Here is a 15,555-nt window from a genome sequence, read left to right on the forward strand (position 1 = left end):
GTGTCGACCCTCAGCGATCTGGTCACGGCCCATGGCGTCCACGACGCCGCCGATATCGAGTGGCTTCATCGCCTCGCCGGAGACGGGCAGCTGCTCGCCGACCTGGCATTCGCCGACATCGTGATCTGGGTGCCCACGGAAGACGACTCCTTCATCGCGGTCGCCCACACGCGGCCGAGCTCGGCAGCGACGCTCTTCTACCGTGACATCGTCGGCGACCGGGTGCGGCCGCAGTGGCGCACGCAGATCCGCGACGCGTTCGCCGAGGCCCGGATCGTCGACTCCGCGTCACCGGACTGGTTCGAGGAGACTCCCACGCGCGTGCGTGCGGTGCCGATCGTGCGCGGCACAACGGCCGCCGGTGCCGCGCCGCGCGTGATCGGCGTGCTCACCCGGCACACCAACCTCGGCGAGGCCCGTACGCCCTCGCGTCAGCAGATCACCTTCAACGACTGTGCGGACGATCTGTTCGGGATGGTCGCGTGGGGGGAGTTCCCCGACCTCAGCGCCCCCACCTCGCCGCGTCGAGGTGCACCGCGCGCTCCCGACGGGCTCATCCGGATCGACGTCGACGGCGTCACGACCTTTGCGAGCCCCAACGCCCTCTCCGCGTTCAACCGCATGGGCTTCGACGACGAGCTCGAAGGCGAGTCGCTCGTCGAAGTCGTCACGCAGATCCTGCCGGCGAAGCGGCAGTTCGACGAGAGCCTGCCCGTCGTCGTGACGGGTCGGGCGCCGTGGCGCACCGACATCGAGGCGCGAGGGGTGACGGTCTCACTCCGTGCGATCCCGCTCCGTGACCACGGCGTGCGCATCGGCGCGATCGTGCTGTGCCGCGACGTCACCGAGATGCGTCACCAGGAGCAGGAGCTCATCACGAAGGATGCGACCATCCGCGAGATCCATCACCGGGTGAAGAACAACCTGCAGACGGTCGCCTCACTGCTGCGCATCCAGGCGCGACGCACGTACTCCGACGAGGCACGCGAGGCGCTCAGCCACGCGACTCGCCGCGTCGCCGCCATCGCGGTCGTGCACGACACGTTGTCGGAGGGTCTCGCGCAGAACGTCGACTTCGACGATGTCTTCCACCGTGTGCTCAAGCTCGTCGCCGAAGTGGCAGCGGCCCCCAACACCCGCGCGCGCACGAAGACGACAGGATCCTTCGGGCGCCTGCCGAGCGAGTACGCGACGCCGCTCGCTCTGGCGCTCACCGAACTCGTCACGAACGCCGTCGAGCACGGTCTCGCCGACCGTGAGGAGGGCGAGGTGGAGATCCGCGCGGATCGCACCGACGAGCGACTCGAAGTGCGCGTCCGCGACACCGGAGTCGGTCTGCCCGAGGGTCAGGTCGGACGCGGGCTCGGCACGCAGATCGTGCGCACCCTCATCCAGGGCGAGCTCGGCGGCACGATCGACTGGCACACCCTCATGGGCAGCGGCACCGAGGTGACCATCGACATCCCGCTGCGCTACATCGAACGGGACGTCTGAGCAGAGCGGATGCCGCGGCATCCGCTCTGTCGCGAGCGCGCGGTCAGGAAGCGCGACGGGCGCGGGCGGCGCGGCGCTTCAGCGCACGACGCTCGTCCTCGCTCAGGCCGCCCCAGACGCCGGAGTCCTGGCCGCTCTCGAGGGCGTACTGGAGGCAGATCTCGGTGACGGTGCACCGCGCGCACACGGACTTGGCCTTCTCGATCTGGTCGACGGCGGGTCCGGTGTTGCCGACCGGGAAGAAGAGCTCGGGGTCGACCGTCAGGCACGCGGCTTTGTCACGCCAATCCATACTGTGTTGCTCCTATGACAGCGGGGGAGGAAGTTCGGGTGGGTTCCGCAGGGCCGAATCGAGTCCGTTACCCTGAGTGTTGTGCGAGATCTGTCTCGCCCCACGCCGCTGTGGGATCACACAAAGGTCTATCGTTCCACAACGGTTGAGCCTGATCAAGGGTTTCCCGGCTCTCATACGCGATCGTGTCCGAGTCGAGACGCGCGCGATGGTGCGGATCCGACCGTCAGGAACATTCAGGAGGATGCATGCGCCCGCAGCCGTTCGCCGTCGCCGCGGGGGTGCTGGTGTGTCTCGAAGCGGTCGCTCTGCTCGCTCTCGCAGGGTGGCAGATCAGTGCGCTGATCGGTGGTGACGCGGACTCGCTGACGAGCTCGATCGCGCTTCTCGTGCTCATCGTGCTGGGCGCCGTCGCGGTCGCGGCGTTCGGGGTCGCGACGTGGGTCGATCGATCGTGGGGGCGCTCCGGTGCGATCGTCACCCAGCTCCTCGTCGTCGCCGTCGCGCTCGGCGCGGCCACGGGCACGTTCGCGCATCCGATCGTCGGCGTCGAGATCGGCATCCCGGCTGCGATCGTGTTCGTGGTCGTCGTGCTCGCCGCCCGCGAGTCGGCGCGGCGCCGGCGTGAGCTCGATGTCGCATCCGACGAGTCGCCGCGCCGCTGACGCCTGACCTCGCGTGCCGTCGGCGCGGCGCGGCGCGGTGCGGGCGTCACGGCGCAGCGCGCCGGCGTCGCTCTGCGCCGCGAGAGGCGTGCGGTTCCGCGGCGCTCAGGCCGCGAGGCCGAGGAGCCCCCGCAGGCGCGCGACGTGTCCGGTCGCCTTGACGTTGTAGAGCGCGTGGGTCAGGTGCCCGTCGGGACCGACGACGAACGTCGAGCGCAGCACGCCCTCGACGACCTTGCCGTAGTTCATCTTCTCGCCCCAGGCCCCGTACGCGTCGTGGACGGCGTGGTCGGGGTCGCTCAGCAGTGGGAAGGTCAGCCCGTCGCGCTCGGCGAACTCGGCGAGCTTCGCAACGCTGTCCCGTGATACGCCGAGCACCTCGATGCCCGCGCCCTGCAGAGACGACAGGCTGTCGCGGAAGTCGCAGGCCTGCGTCGTGCAGCCGGGCGTCATGGCGGCAGGGTAGAAGTACACGACGACGGTGCGTCCACGGAAATCGCTCAGCGAGACGGGCCGGTCGTTCTGGTCCTGGAGCGTGAAATCGGGTGCGGCGTCGCCGGGCTGAAGCTGCGTCATGCCCCCAGCCTACGGGCGCCGGATGCCGCGCGGCGCCGGGGTGCGGCATCCGGTGTCGTCGTACCGTCAGCGGTCGGAGAAGGTCTCGAGCAGGCGCTGGAGGGAGTCCAGGCGGGCCGCTCCGGACTCGCCGAGGCGCCCGTCGGCGACGGCCTCGATGATGGCGCAGTCGGGTGCATCGGGAAGGTGGGTGCAGCCGCGCGGGCAGTCCGCCGCGATCTCGGCGAGATCGGTGAACGCCTGCAGGATGTGGGCCGGATCCACGTGGCCGAGGCCGAAGGAACGCACTCCCGGGGTGTCGATGACCCAGCCGCGGCCGTCGTCGCCGGCGTAGCGGAGCGAGACGGTCGAGCTCGAGGTGTGTCGTCCGCGGCCCGTGACGTCGTTCACGTGACCCGTCGCGCGCTGCGCCGACGGCACGAGGGCGTTCACGAGCGTGGATTTGCCCACGCCGGAGTGCCCCACGAACACCGTGCTGGAACCGACGAGTTCGCGTCCGATGGCGGCGACGGGCAGATCGTCGCGGGCACTCGTGAACACCGTGAGGTCGAGCCCCTCGAAATGGGCGAGGAAGTCCGTCGGGTCGGACAGGTCGGTCTTCGTGACCACGAGCAGCGGACGGATGCCCGCGTCGAGGGCTGCGACCAGATACCGGTCGACCAGACGCGGGCGCGGCTCGGGATCAGCGGCGGCGACAACGACGACCATCTGGTCGGCGTTGGCGACGATCACCCGCTCGACCTGATCGGTGTCGTCGGCGCTGCGGCGCAGGAGCGTCGTGCGCGGTTCGATGCCGACGATGCGCGACAGGGTGCCCTCGTCACCGCTCACATCTCCGACGACGCGGGCCCGGTCGCCCGTCACGATCGGCTGCGAGCGCAATTCGCGCGCACGGGCGGCGAGGGCCTCGTGCTCGGTCGGCTCGTCCTCATCGATCAGCACGGTGTAGCGCCCACGGTCCACACCCAGCACGCGGGCGATCACCGCATCCGCGTGCGCGGGGCGTCGCTTCGTGCGCGGCCGGTTGCCCTTGGGGTTCGGCCGCACCCGCACGTCGCTCTCGTCGAAGGCGGGCTCGTCATCGTCGTCGATGTCGTCGAGCCAGCTCACGGGCGCTCCGTCGTGAGCATGTCCGCCCACAGGTCGACGAACTGGGGGAGGGTCTTGGCCGTGGCTCCGATGTCGTCGACCTCGACACCGTCGACGACGAGGCCCAGCAGTGCGCCGGTCGTCGCGAGGCGGTGGTCGTGGAACGCCCGCCAGAGTCCGCCGTGCGCGGCGCCGGGGTGCACCTCGATGCCGTCGGGACGCTCGTAGGCCGTCACCCCGATCGCGGCGAGGTTCGCCACGAGCGCGGCGAGACGGTCGGTCTCGTGCCCGCGCAGGTGTCCGATCCCGCGGAACCGCGACGGCGACGAGGCGAGCGCCGCGATGCCGACGAGCGTGGGGGCGAGCTCGCCCACCGCGCTCAGATCGAGGTCGGCGCCGTCGATCGTGCCGGTTCCCGTGACGGTCAGGGCGTCACCCGCGATCGTGGCGGTGGCGCCGAACGCCGCCAGAAGCTCGGGCAGCAGGTGCCCGGGCTGAGTGGATGCCTCCGGCCACCCCGTGACCGTCACCTCGCCGCCGGTCACGACCGCGGCCGCGAGGAAGGGGGCCGCGTTCGAGAGATCGGGTTCGATCGCGACATCCATCGCCCTGATCGGCCCGGGAGCGACGACCCACTCGCCCTCTCGCGGGGAGGAGGTCTCGACGCCGCGGTGACGCAGCGACGCGAGCGTCATCTCGATGTGGGGGAGGCTCGGCACACGCTCGCCCCGGTGCACGAGGTGCAGGCCCTCATCGAATCGGGCGGCCGACAGCAGCAGACCCGAGACGAACTGGCTCGACGCGCTCGCATCGATCTCGAGCCGGCCGCCTCGCACCGAGCCGATGCCGTGCACCGTGAAGGGAAGGGCCCCTGTTCCGCCGTCGTCGACGGTGAGGCCGAGAGAGCGCAGCGCCTCGATCAGGGGACCCATGGGGCGGTGCAGTGCGCTGTGATGCGCCGTGAGGTGCACGGCACCCTCTGCGAGGCCGGCCACGGGTGCGATGAAGCGCATGACGGTGCCGGCCTGACCGCAATCGATCGAACCGCCGTGGAGCCGGGCGGGGGTGATGCGCAGATCGTCGCCGAACCGGCCCGAGCCGGGCACGCTGGCGACTCCGACGCCGAGCGCCGCGATCGCATCGATCATGCGCGCGGAGTCGTCGGACGGGAGCGGCGCCGTGACGAGCGCGGGGCCGTCAGCGAGCGCCGCCAGCACGAGCTCGCGGTTCGTGAGCGATTTGGAACCCGGCACGCTCACGGCCGCCGTCACCGGCCGACCGGCCGCGGGCGCAGGCCACGGCGGTGACGCTGGGGAATAGCTGGGCGCGCTCATCGGTTTCTAGCCTACTGAACGCCTCGCATCGGTCCCGGGGCGCAAGGAGGATGCATGCTCGCGATGCTCGAGCGCACGACGGGTGCGCCGGAAGCCGCCGACGTAGACTTTGCGCTGATGACCGAGCAGGCGACGACCACCGAGGAAGCGCGCACCCAATTCGAGGAGCAGGCGCTGCCGTTCATGGACCAGCTGTACGCGGCGGCGATGCGGATGACGCGCAACCCTGCGGACGCGGCCGATCTCGTGCAGGAGACCTTCGTGAAGGCGTTCGCCTCGTGGGCGACATTCACGCAGGGAACCAACCTCAAAGCGTGGCTCTACCGCATCCTGACCAACAGCTACATCAACACGTACCGGAAGAAGCAGCGCGAGCCCTATCAGGGCACGATCGACGAACTCGAGGACTGGCAGCTCGGCGGCGCGGAGTCGACGACCGCGACGAGCTCGCGCTCGGCGGAGGCCGAGGCCATCGACCGGATGCCGGCATCCGTCGTCAAAGAGGCGCTGCAGTCGATCCCGGAGGACTTCCGCCTGGCCGTGTATCTGGCCGATGTGGAGGGGTTCGCGTATCAGGAGATCGCGGACATCATGAAGACGCCGATCGGCACGGTCATGAGCCGCCTGCATCGTGGCAGGCGCATGCTGCGCGACCTGTTGGCCGACTATGCACAGGAGCGGGGCATCGGCTCCGCGGCACCGGGAGTGGGGAAATGAGCGATTGCGGCTGCGACAAAGCGCGGCGTGACCTGGAGGAGTACCTCCGCAACGAGGTGTGCAGCACCGAGCACGCCGACATCCGGCAGCACCTCGAGAGCTGCCCTGCCTGCTCCGACGAGGCGCTGGTGGCCCGCACCCTGACGGACGTCGTCGCCCGCGCATGCCGCGAGTCGGCCCCGGAGGAGTTGCGTGACCTCGTGCTGACGCAGCTGCGCGCGGCCCAGGCGACACACCACTGACAAACGACGAAGCCCGCGGATGCCGCACCTCAGGGTGCGTCCGCGGGCTTCGTCGTTCGTGACGGCCTTCTCAGAGAGTCAGGGCCTTCTCGATGAGCTTGGCCTGCTCGACCGCGTGCACCTTGGCGGATCCGGCAGCGGGGGACGCCGCGGCGGCACGGGTGACAGAGCGGATCGTGCGTCCGTGCAGGTGCTTCACGACCTCCAGGGCGATGAACGGCCAGGCGCCCTGGTTCTCCGGCTCCTCCTGCACCCACACCAGCCGGGCGTTCGGGTAGCTGTCGATGATCGCGTTGAGCTCGGACACCGGCGTCGGGTAGAACTGCTCGACGCGCACCAGGGCGATCTCCGGGTTCGGGTTCTTCTCGAGCTCCGACCGCAGATCCCAGTGCACCTTGCCGGAGTGCAGCAGCACACGCTTCACGACGGACTTGTCGATCGCGCGGTCATCGTCGAGCACCGGCTCGAACCGACCCGAGGTGAAGTCCGCCACCGGGCTCACCGCGTCGCGCAGACGCAGCATCGCCTTCGGGGTGAACACGACGAGGGGGCGACGCGGACGGGCGTAGGCCTGTCGACGCAACAGATGGAAGTACGACGCAGGCGTCGAGGGGCGGGCGACCGTCATGTTGTCCTGTGCGCACAGCTGCAGGAAGCGTTCGATGCGTGCCGACGAGTGGTCGGGACCGGCGCCCTCGTAACCGTGGGGGAGCAGCAGCACGACGCTCGACTGCTGGCCCCACTTCTGGTCGGCCGCCGAGAGGTACTCGTCGATGACCGACTGCGCTCCGTTCGCGAAATCGCCGAACTGGGCCTCCCAGAGCACGAGCGCGTCGGGGCGTTCGACCGAGTAGCCGTACTCGAAGCCCATCGCCGCGTACTCGCTGAGCAGCGAGTCGTAGATCCAGAGACGTCCCTGGTTCTCCGACAGGTTGGCGAGGGGGTACCACTCCTGGCCGTTGCTGCGGTCGTGGAACATCGCGTGGCGCTGCACGAACGTGCCGCGGCGCGAGTCCTGGCCGGCGAGGCGCACCGGGGTGCCCTCCATGAGAACCGAGCCGAAGGCGAGGAGCTCGCCGAAGGCCCAGTCGATGCCGCCGTTGCGGCTCATGTCGGCGCGCTTGTCGAGAAGCTGCTGGAGCTTGGCGTGCACGGTGAAGCCGTCGGGCTTGTTCACGAACGCGTTGCCGATGGCCTGGACGACGTCGACCGAGACCCCCGTGGTGTCGGGCTCGCCGACGGCCGGCTCGACGAGCGCGGTGGTCGACACGATGCCCTGTGCGCCCGTCTGGGCGGCGTGCGTCTCGGCGAAGGCGATCTCCAGGCGGTCCTGGAAGTCGCGCTTGGCCTGCTCGTACTCGTCCTCGGTGATGTCGCCGCGGCCGACGAGTGCCTCCGTGTAGAGGCGACGAACCGAGCGCTTCGCCTCGATGAGGTTCGTCATGAGGGGCTGGGTCATCGAGGGGTCGTCGCCCTCGTTGTGGCCGCGTCGGCGGTAGCAGACGATGTCGATGACGATGTCGCGGTGGAACGTCTGGCGGTACTCCACGGCCAGCTCGGCCACGCGCACGACGGCCTCGGGGTCGTCGCCGTTCACGTGGAGGATCGGGGCCTGGATGGTCTTGGCGACGTCGGTCGCGTACACCGAGGTGCGTCCGTCGACGGGGAGCGTGGTGAAGCCGACCTGGTTGTTGACGACCACGTGGACCGTGCCGCCCGTGCGGTACCCGCGCAGTTGCGACATCTGCAGCGTCTCGACGACGACGCCCTGGCCCGCGAAGGCCGCGTCGCCGTGCACGAGGATCGGGAGCCACGCGAACGAGCCGATGGGTCCGCGGTCCTGCTTGGCGCGCACGATGCCCTCGAGCACGCCGTCGACGGTCTCGAGGTGCGAGGGGTTCGCGGCCAGATAGACGGGGAGCTCGTGGCCCTCGTCGGAGACGAAGGTGCCCTCCGTGCCGAGGTGGTACTTGACGTCGCCCGAGCCGAGCTTGTTGCCGGGGAGCGACGTGCCCTCGAACTCGCGGAACACCTGGCCATAGGTCTTGCCGGCGATGTTGGTCAGCACGTTGAGTCGGCCGCGGTGGGCCATGCCGATCGCGGCGCCCTCGAGGCCGGCGGCGGCCGCACCGTGCAGCACCCGGTCGAGCAGCGGGATCAGCGACTCGCCGCCCTCGAGGCTGAAGCGCTTCTGGCCGACGTACTTGGTCTGCAGGAAGGTCTCGAAGGCTTCGGCCTCGTTGAGCTTCGAGAGGATGCGCAGCTGCTCGTCGTGGCCGGGCTTCTGGTACTTGACCTCGCAGTTGTCCTGGAACCACTTGCGCTGGGCCGGGTCCTGGATGTGCATGTACTCGATGCCGATGGTGCGGCAGTACGAGTCGCGGAGGACCCCGAGGATGTCCCGGAGCTTGAGCGTGCGCTTCCCGCCGAAGCCGCCGGTCACGAACTCGCGGTCGAGATCCCAGAAGGAGAGCCCGTGCGATTCGATCTCGAGGTCGGGATGCGTGCGCTGCACGTACTCCAGCGGGTCGATGTCGGCCATGAGGTGTCCGCGCACGCGGAACGCGTTGATGAGCTCCTGCACGCGGGCCGTCTTGTCGACGCGCTCGGACAGGTCGACGTTGATGTCGGCGTTCCAGTGGATCGGGCTGTAGGGGATGCGCAGTGCCGCGAAGATGCTCTCGTAGAACCCGCGCTGCCCGATGAGCAGCTCGTGCACCTTCTTGAGGAACTCGCCGGACCCGGCGCCCTGGATGACGCGGTGGTCGTAGGTGCTGGTGAGCGTGATCGTCTTGCCGATCGCCAGCTCAGAGAGCGTCTTCTCGCTCGCGCCCTGGAACTCCGCCGGGTACTCGAGGGCGCCGGCGCCGATGATCGCACCCTGGCCCTTCATCAGGCGCGGCACCGAGTGCACGGTGCCGATGCCGCCCGGGTTGGTGAGCGAGATCGTGGTTCCCTGGAAGTCGGCGGCGGTCAGCTTGTTGTCGCGCGCGCGCTTGACCAGGTCCTCATAGGCGACGAGGTACTCGTTGAAGCTCAGGGTGTCGGCGCGCTTGATGCTCGGCACCATGAGCGCTCGCGTGCCGTCGGGCTTGGGCAGGTCGATCGCGATGCCGAGGCCGATGTGCGCGGGAGCGACGACGGCGGGCTTGCCGTCGACCTCGGCGTAGAAGACGTTCTGGCTCGGGAACTCCTTGAGCGCCTGGATCAGGGCCCAGCCGATCACATGGGTGAAGCTCACCTTGCCGCCGCGGGTGCGGGCCATGTGGTTGTTGATGACGATGCGGTTGTCGATCATCAGCTTGGCCGGGACGGTGCGCACGCTCGTCGCGGTCGGAACGGACAGCGAGTCGTCCATGTTCGACGCGAGGGTCTTCGTCATGCCCTTGAGGACGGTGACCTTGTCCTCCTCGGCCGACTCGGTCGGAGCCTGCGTCTTCACGTCGGGCGCCTGAGCCGGGATCGGCTGCGGCGCCGCCGGCTTCGTCGTCGTTCGCGCGACGGGCGCGGCTCCCACGACCGGGATCGGCGCGGTGACGGGCTTCGGCTCGGCCGGCGCTGCGGCGGCCGGTGGGGCCGCGGGCGCGGCGGGGGCCGCGGCATCCGTCGACGTCGTCAACGTCGAATGGTAGGTCTCGAGGACGGGCCACCACGCCTTGTCCACGGAGTTCTTGTCGATCTTGAACTGCTCGTAGAGCTCTTCGACGAGCCACTCGTTGGCCCCGAACTCTCCGTCGTTCGACAGCCCGACGCCGGTCACCTGGCTCGACACGTTCGATCGCCCGCTTTCGTGAGATTGCGAATTTTCCGCGGGCCATCGTGGCCTGCGCGCACGGGTGTCAAGCGTAGCCCAGTCCGGAGCCGCCTGCCCCGGGATCGCGCGGCTGGAGCGGAAGAATCTCTGGTCATTTCCTATGAGGAAGACTCGGCCGATCCTGTCGCGGCGCTCAGTACCGTTGGGGGTATGGAGTTCTCGGGTGAGCGTCCCCTCGTCGATCTGACCTATTCGGATGTGTTCCTCGTGCCGCGCCGGTCGGCGATCACGAGCCGTCTCGACGTCGATCTGTCGCCGCACGACGGCACATCGGCGACCATCCCCCTGGTCGCCTCGAACATGAACTCGGTGACCGGTCCGCGCCTCGCCGCCACCCTCGCGCGCCGCGGGGGTCTGGGTGTGCTGCCGCAGGACCTCGCCCTGCAGCGGGTCGACGATGCGATCCGCTGGGTGAAGGCACAGCCGGTGCTGTGGGATAGTCCGCGCATCCTGCCGCCGTCGGCGACCGTGGCCGACGCCCTTCGGGAGCTCCCCGCCGTCGCCGGCCACGGCATCGTGGTGGCGGATGCCGCGGGCCCCGCGCCGACCATCGACGAGATCGCGGGCGTGGTGCCGGCCACGCGGCTCGCGACGGCGCTGCCCGACGCGCAGCTGGGCGACCTCGCCCGCGGCCGGCCCGTCGCGATCGACGCCGACGACGTGACCGATGCCCGCCACGCGTTCGACCTGGCCGCCGAGCTCGACGCCGAGACGATCTGCGTGCTGCACCACGGCGTGCTCGTCGGCACCGTCACCGCGCGCAGCGCCCTGCGCGGAACGCTCTACCGGCCTGCGCTCGATGCTGACGGTCGCCTCGTCGTGGCCGCCGCGGTCGGCATCAACGGCGACGTCGCCGCGAAGGCGTGCGCGCTCGCCGAGGCGGGCGTGGACGTGCTCGTGCTCGACACTGCGCACGGGCACCAGGAGGGGATGCTCCGCGCTCTTCAGACCGTGTCGGGCCTGGGCCTCGGCCTGCCGATCGTCGCCGGCAACATCGTGAGCGCCGACGGGGTGCGCGACCTCGTCGGGGCGGGCGCCACGATCCTGAAGGTCGGCGTGGGCCCGGGCGCGATGTGCACCACCCGCATGATGACCGCCGTCGGACGCCCGCAGTTCTCCGCCGTGCTCGAGACAGCCGAGGCGGCCCGCGCCCACGGCGCCCACGTCTGGGCCGACGGTGGCGTGCGCTACCCGCGCGACGTCGCGCTGGCGCTGGCGGCGGGCGCGGCATCCGTCATGATCGGCTCGTGGTTCGCGGGCACGCTCGAAGCCCCCGGCACCGTCGAGACCGACGCTGCCGGTCGCGTCTACAAGGAGTCGTGGGGGATGGCATCGACGAAGGCCGTGCAGGAGCGCTTCGGTCGCCTCGATGCCTACGAGCGCGCCCGCAAGGAGCTGTTCGCCGAGGGCATCTCGTCATCGCGCATCTACATCGACCCGCTGCGCCCGGGCGTCGAGGATCTCGTCGACATGATCACCGCGGGCGTGCGGTCCTCGTTCACCTACGCCGGCGCCGGCTCGGTGCCGCTGTTCCACGAGCGCGCGCTCGTCGGCCTGCAGTCGGCCGCCGGGTACGAGGAGGGCAAGGCGCTGCCGGTCAGCTGGTGAGAGAGCGGATGCCGCGGCATCCGCCCCACCCCGGAAACTGGCAATCCGCCGGGCTCGCCGTCCCAGGCCGCCCATAGACTTCAACCACTATGGACGACCCCCCGAGTTGCAGACGATCGCCCCACCGACCCGCCTCCCACCGCTCTGACGCGCGAGGAGGTGATGCGTGATGGATTACGTCATGTTGGGCGTGGGGCTCCTGCTGACAGTCGGGACCGGCCTGTTCGTCGCGAGCGAGTTCGCGCTGGTCAACCTCGACCGCGCCGACCTCGAGGCGCGACAGGCCGCCGGTGAGTCCCGGCTCGCGCTCACGATCAGCGCGCTGAAGATCACGTCGACGCACCTGTCGAGTGCGCAGCTCGGCATCACGCTGACGACGTTGCTGACCGGTTACACGATGGAGCCGGCGATCTCGAACCTGCTGCGGCCGGTGCTCTCCGGCGGGGGACTCCCCGACGGGGTGGTCACCGCGACCGCGGCGACCATCGCGATCGTGTTCGCGACCGTGATGTCGATGATCCTGGGCGAGCTCGTGCCGAAGAACTTCGCGCTCGCCGTGCCGCGTCAGACGGCCAAGCTCGTCATCCCGTTCCAGACGCTGTTCACCACCGTGTTCCGGCCCGCGATCGCCCTCCTCAACGGCAGCGCGAACAAGGTGCTGCGCGCCATGGGGATCGAGCCGAAGGAGGAGCTCTCGGGCGCGCGCACGGCGGAGGAGCTCTCGAGCCTCTTGCGGCGCTCGGCGAGCGCGGGTGTGCTGGAGGCCGACACGGCGACGCTCCTGAACCGCACCCTGACTTTCGCGCGCCTGTCGGCGGGAGACGTAATGACCCCCCGCCCGCGGGTGCACGCGCTCGCCGTCGACGCGACGGCGGACGACGTCGTCGCACTCGCCCGCGCGACCGGACACTCTCGCTTCCCGGTCTTTCAGGAGTCGGTCGACGACATCACCGGCATCGTGCATCTGAAGGCCGCGGTCTCGGTTCCGCGCGAGCGTCGGCGGGACGTGCCGGTCGCGGCGCTCGCGACCGAGCCGCTGCGGGTGCCTGAGACGGTGCACCTCGATCAGCTGATCTCCGATTTGCGCGCCCGGGGCTACCAGATGGCCGTCGTCGTCGACGAGTACGGCGGCACCGCCGGGGTCGTCACCCTCGAGGACCTCGTGGAGGAGATCGTCGGCGAGGTGCTCGACGAGCATGATCGCCGCCGCGCCGACATCGTGCACGTGCGCGACTCGGTCTCGTTCGCCGGGTCGCTGCGTCCCGACGAGCTGCGCGAGCGCACCGGTGTGGTCGTGCCCGAGAGCGACGTCTACGACACGGTCGCCGGCTTCGTGATGGCCGGTCTCGAGCGCATCCCGGTCGTGGGCGACACGGTGGCGGTCGACGGCGGGAGTCTCGCGGTGACCCGCATGGACGGGCGACGCGTCGACCGACTCTCCTTCACCCCGGATGCCGCACCCGATGCCGTCGACGAGTCGGCCGCCGTGGAAGGGGGTGCCCGATGAGCGATTGGGCGGGACTTGCCTGGCTCGTCGTGCTGCTGCTCGGCAATGCGTTCTTCGTCGGCGCTGAGTTCGCCGTCATCTCTGCGCGCCGCTCCCAGATCGAACCTCTCGCGGAGCGCGGCTCGCGCTCCGCGAAGACCGCGCTGTGGGCGATGGAGCATGCGACCCTCATGCTCGCGACCAGTCAGCTCGGCATCACGATCTGCTCGCTGCTCATCCTGAACGTGTCGGAGCCCGCGATCCACCACCTCCTGGCGGTGCCGCTCGGCCTGACGGGTCTCGAGGAATCGGCCGTCGACGTGATCGCGTTCATCGTCGCTCTGCTGGTGGTCTCGTACCTGCACGTCGTGTTCGGTGAGATGGTGCCGAAGAACCTCGCGTTCTCGGTGCCGGACCGCGCCGTGCTGATGCTCGCGACGCCGCTCGTGTGGGTGTCGCGCATCTTCCATCCGGTGATCGCCACCCTCAACTGGATCGCGAACCACATCGTGCGCCTGTTCCGCGTCGAGCCCAAGGACGAGGCCGCCTCGACGTTCACGCTCGACGAGGTCGCCACGATCGTCGACCAGTCGCGCCGAGAAGGCGTGCTGGAGGACTCGGCCGGCACGGTGGCAGCCGCAGTGGAGTTCACCGACAAGACCGCGGGCGAGGTGGCGGTGCCGCTCGGTGAGCTCGTGACGTTGCCGACCTCGGTCACCCCGGCCGAGATCGAGAAGGCCGTCGCGACCCACGGCTTCTCGCGGTACGTGATCGTGGACGACACCGGCGAGCCCACCGGGTACGTGCACCTCAAGGACGTGCTGCGGGTCGCGGGTGAGGGGGAGGACGACGAGAAGGTCGCGCGCCCGATCCCGGCCAAGCGCATCCACCGCATGGTGTCGCTGCGTGAGAAGACCGACCTCGAGGACGCCCTCGCTGCGATGCGGCGAAACGGACGCCACCTGGCTCTCGTGCGCGATGCGCACGCGGAGATCACCTCGGTGCTGTTCCTCGAGGACATCATCGAGGAGCTCGTCGGTGAGGTGGAGGACGCCACCCGTCGCGCGCGCTGAGGATGACGACCACTGAGGGGGCGGGCCGCAGGCCCGCCCCCTCAGTGCGTGCGGCGCCGGGCGCGTTCGTACTGCGGCGGCCACGGGACATCCGCCCCGATCTCGGTCGCCGCGCGCAGGCCGAAGTGCGGGTCGCGCAGCCACTCGCGGGCGGCGAGGATCGCGTCGGCGTCGCCGGCGGTGAGGATGCTCTCGGCCTGCGGCCCGTCCGTGATGAGTCCGACCGCCGCCGCGGGGAGCCCTGCGTCGCGCAGCGCCCGGGCGAGCGGCACCTGATACCCGGGACCGACCGGGATCTGCTGGTGGGCCACGAGCCCGCCGGAGGACACGTCGAACAGATCCGCGCCGCGCTCGGCACTCCAGCGCGCCACCTCGACGACCTCGGCGACCTCGAGCCCGCCCGGTGCCCAGTCGGTGCCCGAGAAGCGCACGAAGACGACGGTGTCGGGGGCGGCGCGGCGCACCGTCTCGACCACCCGCAGCACGAGGCGGGCACGGTTCTCGAGCGAGCCGCCGTAGGCGTCGGTGCGGGTGTTCGCGAGCGGGGAGAGGAACTCGTGCAGCAGGTAGCCGTGCGCGGCGTGGATCTCGAGCACGTCGAATCCGATCGCGACGGCCCGGACGGCCGCCGCCGCGAAGTCGTCGACGATGCCGTCGATCGCCGCGATCGTCAGCTCGCGCGGATCGACGAGCCCCTCGAACGCGATCGACGAGGGGGCGACCGGCTCCCAGCCGCCGTCGGCAGGCGGCACGGTGCCGCGCTGCGGGGCGAACGGCGGCCAGGTCGACGCCTTCCGGCCGGCATGGGCGAGCTGCACCCCGACCGCCGCGCCGCGGGCGTGCACGGCGGCCACGATCGGTGCCCAGGCCTGCGCCTGCGCGTCGTTCCAGAGGCCGACATCGGCGGGGGAGATGCGCCCGTCGGGCGACACGGCGGTCGCTTCGGCGAGCACGAGGCCCGCGCCGCCGCTCGCGAACTGCGCCAGGTGCACGTGGTGCCAGTCGTTCGGGAGCCCGTCGACCGCCGAGTACTGGCACATGGGCGCCACCCACAGTCGGTTGCGCAGCGTGGTACCCCGCAGGGTCAGCGGTGCGAACAGTGTGCTCATCGAGTCCTCCTCCGGGCGGGCGACCGCCGGTGATCGAGCCGCGCGGCTAAGGTGAC

General features: G+C 70.3%; 13 protein-coding genes. 7 read left to right on the forward strand and 6 right to left on the reverse strand.

The annotated features are described in order from the left end of the window. Positions 1–1,494, forward strand: coding sequence for a sensor histidine kinase (locus FFS51_RS03075; protein WP_045248294.1), 1,494 nt, complete (start codon positions 1–3; stop codon positions 1,492–1,494). Positions 1,495–1,537: 43 nt separating this feature from the next. Here FFS51_RS03075 and FFS51_RS03080 read toward each other — a convergent pair whose 3' ends face one another. Further along, positions 1,538–1,786, reverse strand: coding sequence for a WhiB family transcriptional regulator (locus FFS51_RS03080; protein WP_019182239.1), 249 nt, complete (start codon positions 1,784–1,786; stop codon positions 1,538–1,540). 248 nt (positions 1,787–2,034) lie between these two features. Here FFS51_RS03080 and FFS51_RS03085 point away from each other — a divergent pair, with 248 nt between their 5' ends. Beyond that, positions 2,035–2,451 (forward strand): hypothetical protein, encoded by a 417-nt coding sequence (locus FFS51_RS03085; RefSeq protein WP_056206519.1) that lies wholly within the window; start codon positions 2,035–2,037, stop codon positions 2,449–2,451. Positions 2,452–2,556: 105 nt separating this feature from the next. Here FFS51_RS03085 and bcp read toward each other — a convergent pair whose 3' ends face one another. The 3 genes from bcp to aroA all read right to left on the reverse strand — a co-directional run bounded on the left by bcp (position 2,557) and on the right by aroA (position 5,450). Then, complete coding sequence (gene bcp, locus FFS51_RS03090; protein WP_045248296.1) at positions 2,557–3,027, reverse strand: thioredoxin-dependent thiol peroxidase; 471 nt, start codon at positions 3,025–3,027, stop codon at positions 2,557–2,559. Positions 3,028–3,093: 66 nt separating this feature from the next. Then, positions 3,094–4,137 (reverse strand): ribosome small subunit-dependent GTPase A, encoded by a 1,044-nt coding sequence (gene rsgA / locus FFS51_RS03095; protein ID WP_137877489.1) that lies wholly within the window; start codon positions 4,135–4,137, stop codon positions 3,094–3,096. Beyond that, positions 4,134–5,450 carry a 3-phosphoshikimate 1-carboxyvinyltransferase gene (gene aroA, locus FFS51_RS03100; protein WP_137877490.1) on the reverse strand — a complete coding sequence of 439 codons (1,317 nt, stop codon included), beginning with the start codon at positions 5,448–5,450 and terminating at the stop codon, positions 4,134–4,136. The genes rsgA and aroA overlap by 4 nt, the downstream gene beginning before the upstream one ends. A 117-nt stretch (positions 5,451–5,567) precedes the next feature. On the opposite strand from aroA, the gene FFS51_RS03105 reads away from it, so the two are divergent. Together FFS51_RS03105 and FFS51_RS03110 are read left to right on the forward strand one after the other, a co-directional pair. Then, on the forward strand, positions 5,568–6,167 hold the full coding sequence (locus tag FFS51_RS03105) for a sigma-70 family RNA polymerase sigma factor (protein WP_235557392.1): 600 nt from the start codon (positions 5,568–5,570) through the stop codon (positions 6,165–6,167). After that, positions 6,164–6,409 carry a zf-HC2 domain-containing protein gene (locus FFS51_RS03110; RefSeq protein ID WP_056518914.1) on the forward strand — a complete coding sequence of 82 codons (246 nt, stop codon included), beginning with the start codon at positions 6,164–6,166 and terminating at the stop codon, positions 6,407–6,409. Before FFS51_RS03105 ends, FFS51_RS03110 begins: the two co-directional genes overlap by 4 nt. Before the next feature lie 70 nt (positions 6,410–6,479). On the opposite strand, the gene FFS51_RS03115 is transcribed toward FFS51_RS03110, so the two are convergent. After that, positions 6,480–10,181 carry a multifunctional oxoglutarate decarboxylase/oxoglutarate dehydrogenase thiamine pyrophosphate-binding subunit/dihydrolipoyllysine-residue succinyltransferase subunit gene (locus FFS51_RS03115; protein WP_137877491.1) on the reverse strand — a complete coding sequence of 1,234 codons (3,702 nt, stop codon included), beginning with the start codon at positions 10,179–10,181 and terminating at the stop codon, positions 6,480–6,482. 192 nt (positions 10,182–10,373) lie between these two features. On the opposite strand from FFS51_RS03115, the gene guaB1 reads away from it, so the two are divergent. The 3 genes from guaB1 to FFS51_RS03130 all read left to right on the forward strand — a co-directional run bounded on the left by guaB1 (position 10,374) and on the right by FFS51_RS03130 (position 14,390). Then, positions 10,374–11,831, forward strand: a complete 1,458-nt coding sequence (gene guaB1, locus FFS51_RS03120; RefSeq protein ID WP_137877492.1) for a GMP reductase — start codon at positions 10,374–10,376, stop codon at positions 11,829–11,831. A gap of 169 nt (positions 11,832–12,000) precedes the next feature. After that, positions 12,001–13,338: a hemolysin family protein gene (locus FFS51_RS03125; RefSeq protein WP_137877566.1), complete on the forward strand. Its 1,338-nt coding sequence runs from the start codon at positions 12,001–12,003 to the stop codon at positions 13,336–13,338. After that, on the forward strand, positions 13,335–14,390 hold the full coding sequence (locus FFS51_RS03130) for a hemolysin family protein (protein WP_137877493.1): 1,056 nt from the start codon (positions 13,335–13,337) through the stop codon (positions 14,388–14,390). Before FFS51_RS03125 ends, FFS51_RS03130 begins: the two co-directional genes overlap by 4 nt. Before the next feature lie 41 nt (positions 14,391–14,431). Here FFS51_RS03130 and FFS51_RS03135 read toward each other — a convergent pair whose 3' ends face one another. Then, positions 14,432–15,499: an NADH:flavin oxidoreductase/NADH oxidase gene (locus FFS51_RS03135; protein ID WP_137877494.1), complete on the reverse strand. Its 1,068-nt coding sequence runs from the start codon at positions 15,497–15,499 to the stop codon at positions 14,432–14,434. Positions 15,500–15,555: the final 56 nt, after the last annotated feature.

The organism is Microbacterium sp. 4NA327F11 (assembly GCF_005503465.1).
In the GTDB taxonomy this organism is placed as follows: Bacteria; Actinomycetota; Actinomycetes; order Actinomycetales; family Microbacteriaceae; genus Microbacterium; species Microbacterium ginsengisoli.

Coding starts and splice junctions, on each gene's coding strand:
- FFS51_RS03080 (WP_019182239.1), bottom strand. CDS start 1,786: ATGGATTGGCGTGACAAAGCCGCGTGCCTGACGGTCGACCCCGAGCTC.
- FFS51_RS03085 (WP_056206519.1), top strand. CDS start 2,035: ATGCGCCCGCAGCCGTTCGCCGTCGCCGCGGGGGTGCTGGTGTGTCTC.
- bcp (WP_045248296.1), bottom strand. CDS start 3,027: ATGACGCAGCTTCAGCCCGGCGACGCCGCACCCGATTTCACGCTCCAG.
- aroA (WP_137877490.1), bottom strand. CDS start 5,450: ATGAGCGCGCCCAGCTATTCCCCAGCGTCACCGCCGTGGCCTGCGCCC.
- FFS51_RS03105 (WP_235557392.1), top strand. CDS start 5,568: ATGACCGAGCAGGCGACGACCACCGAGGAAGCGCGCACCCAATTCGAG.
- FFS51_RS03110 (WP_056518914.1), top strand. CDS start 6,164: ATGAGCGATTGCGGCTGCGACAAAGCGCGGCGTGACCTGGAGGAGTAC.
- guaB1 (WP_137877492.1), top strand. CDS start 10,374: ATGGAGTTCTCGGGTGAGCGTCCCCTCGTCGATCTGACCTATTCGGAT.
- FFS51_RS03125 (WP_137877566.1), top strand. CDS start 12,001: ATGGATTACGTCATGTTGGGCGTGGGGCTCCTGCTGACAGTCGGGACC.
- FFS51_RS03130 (WP_137877493.1), top strand. CDS start 13,335: ATGAGCGATTGGGCGGGACTTGCCTGGCTCGTCGTGCTGCTGCTCGGC.
- FFS51_RS03135 (WP_137877494.1), bottom strand. CDS start 15,499: ATGAGCACACTGTTCGCACCGCTGACCCTGCGGGGTACCACGCTGCGC.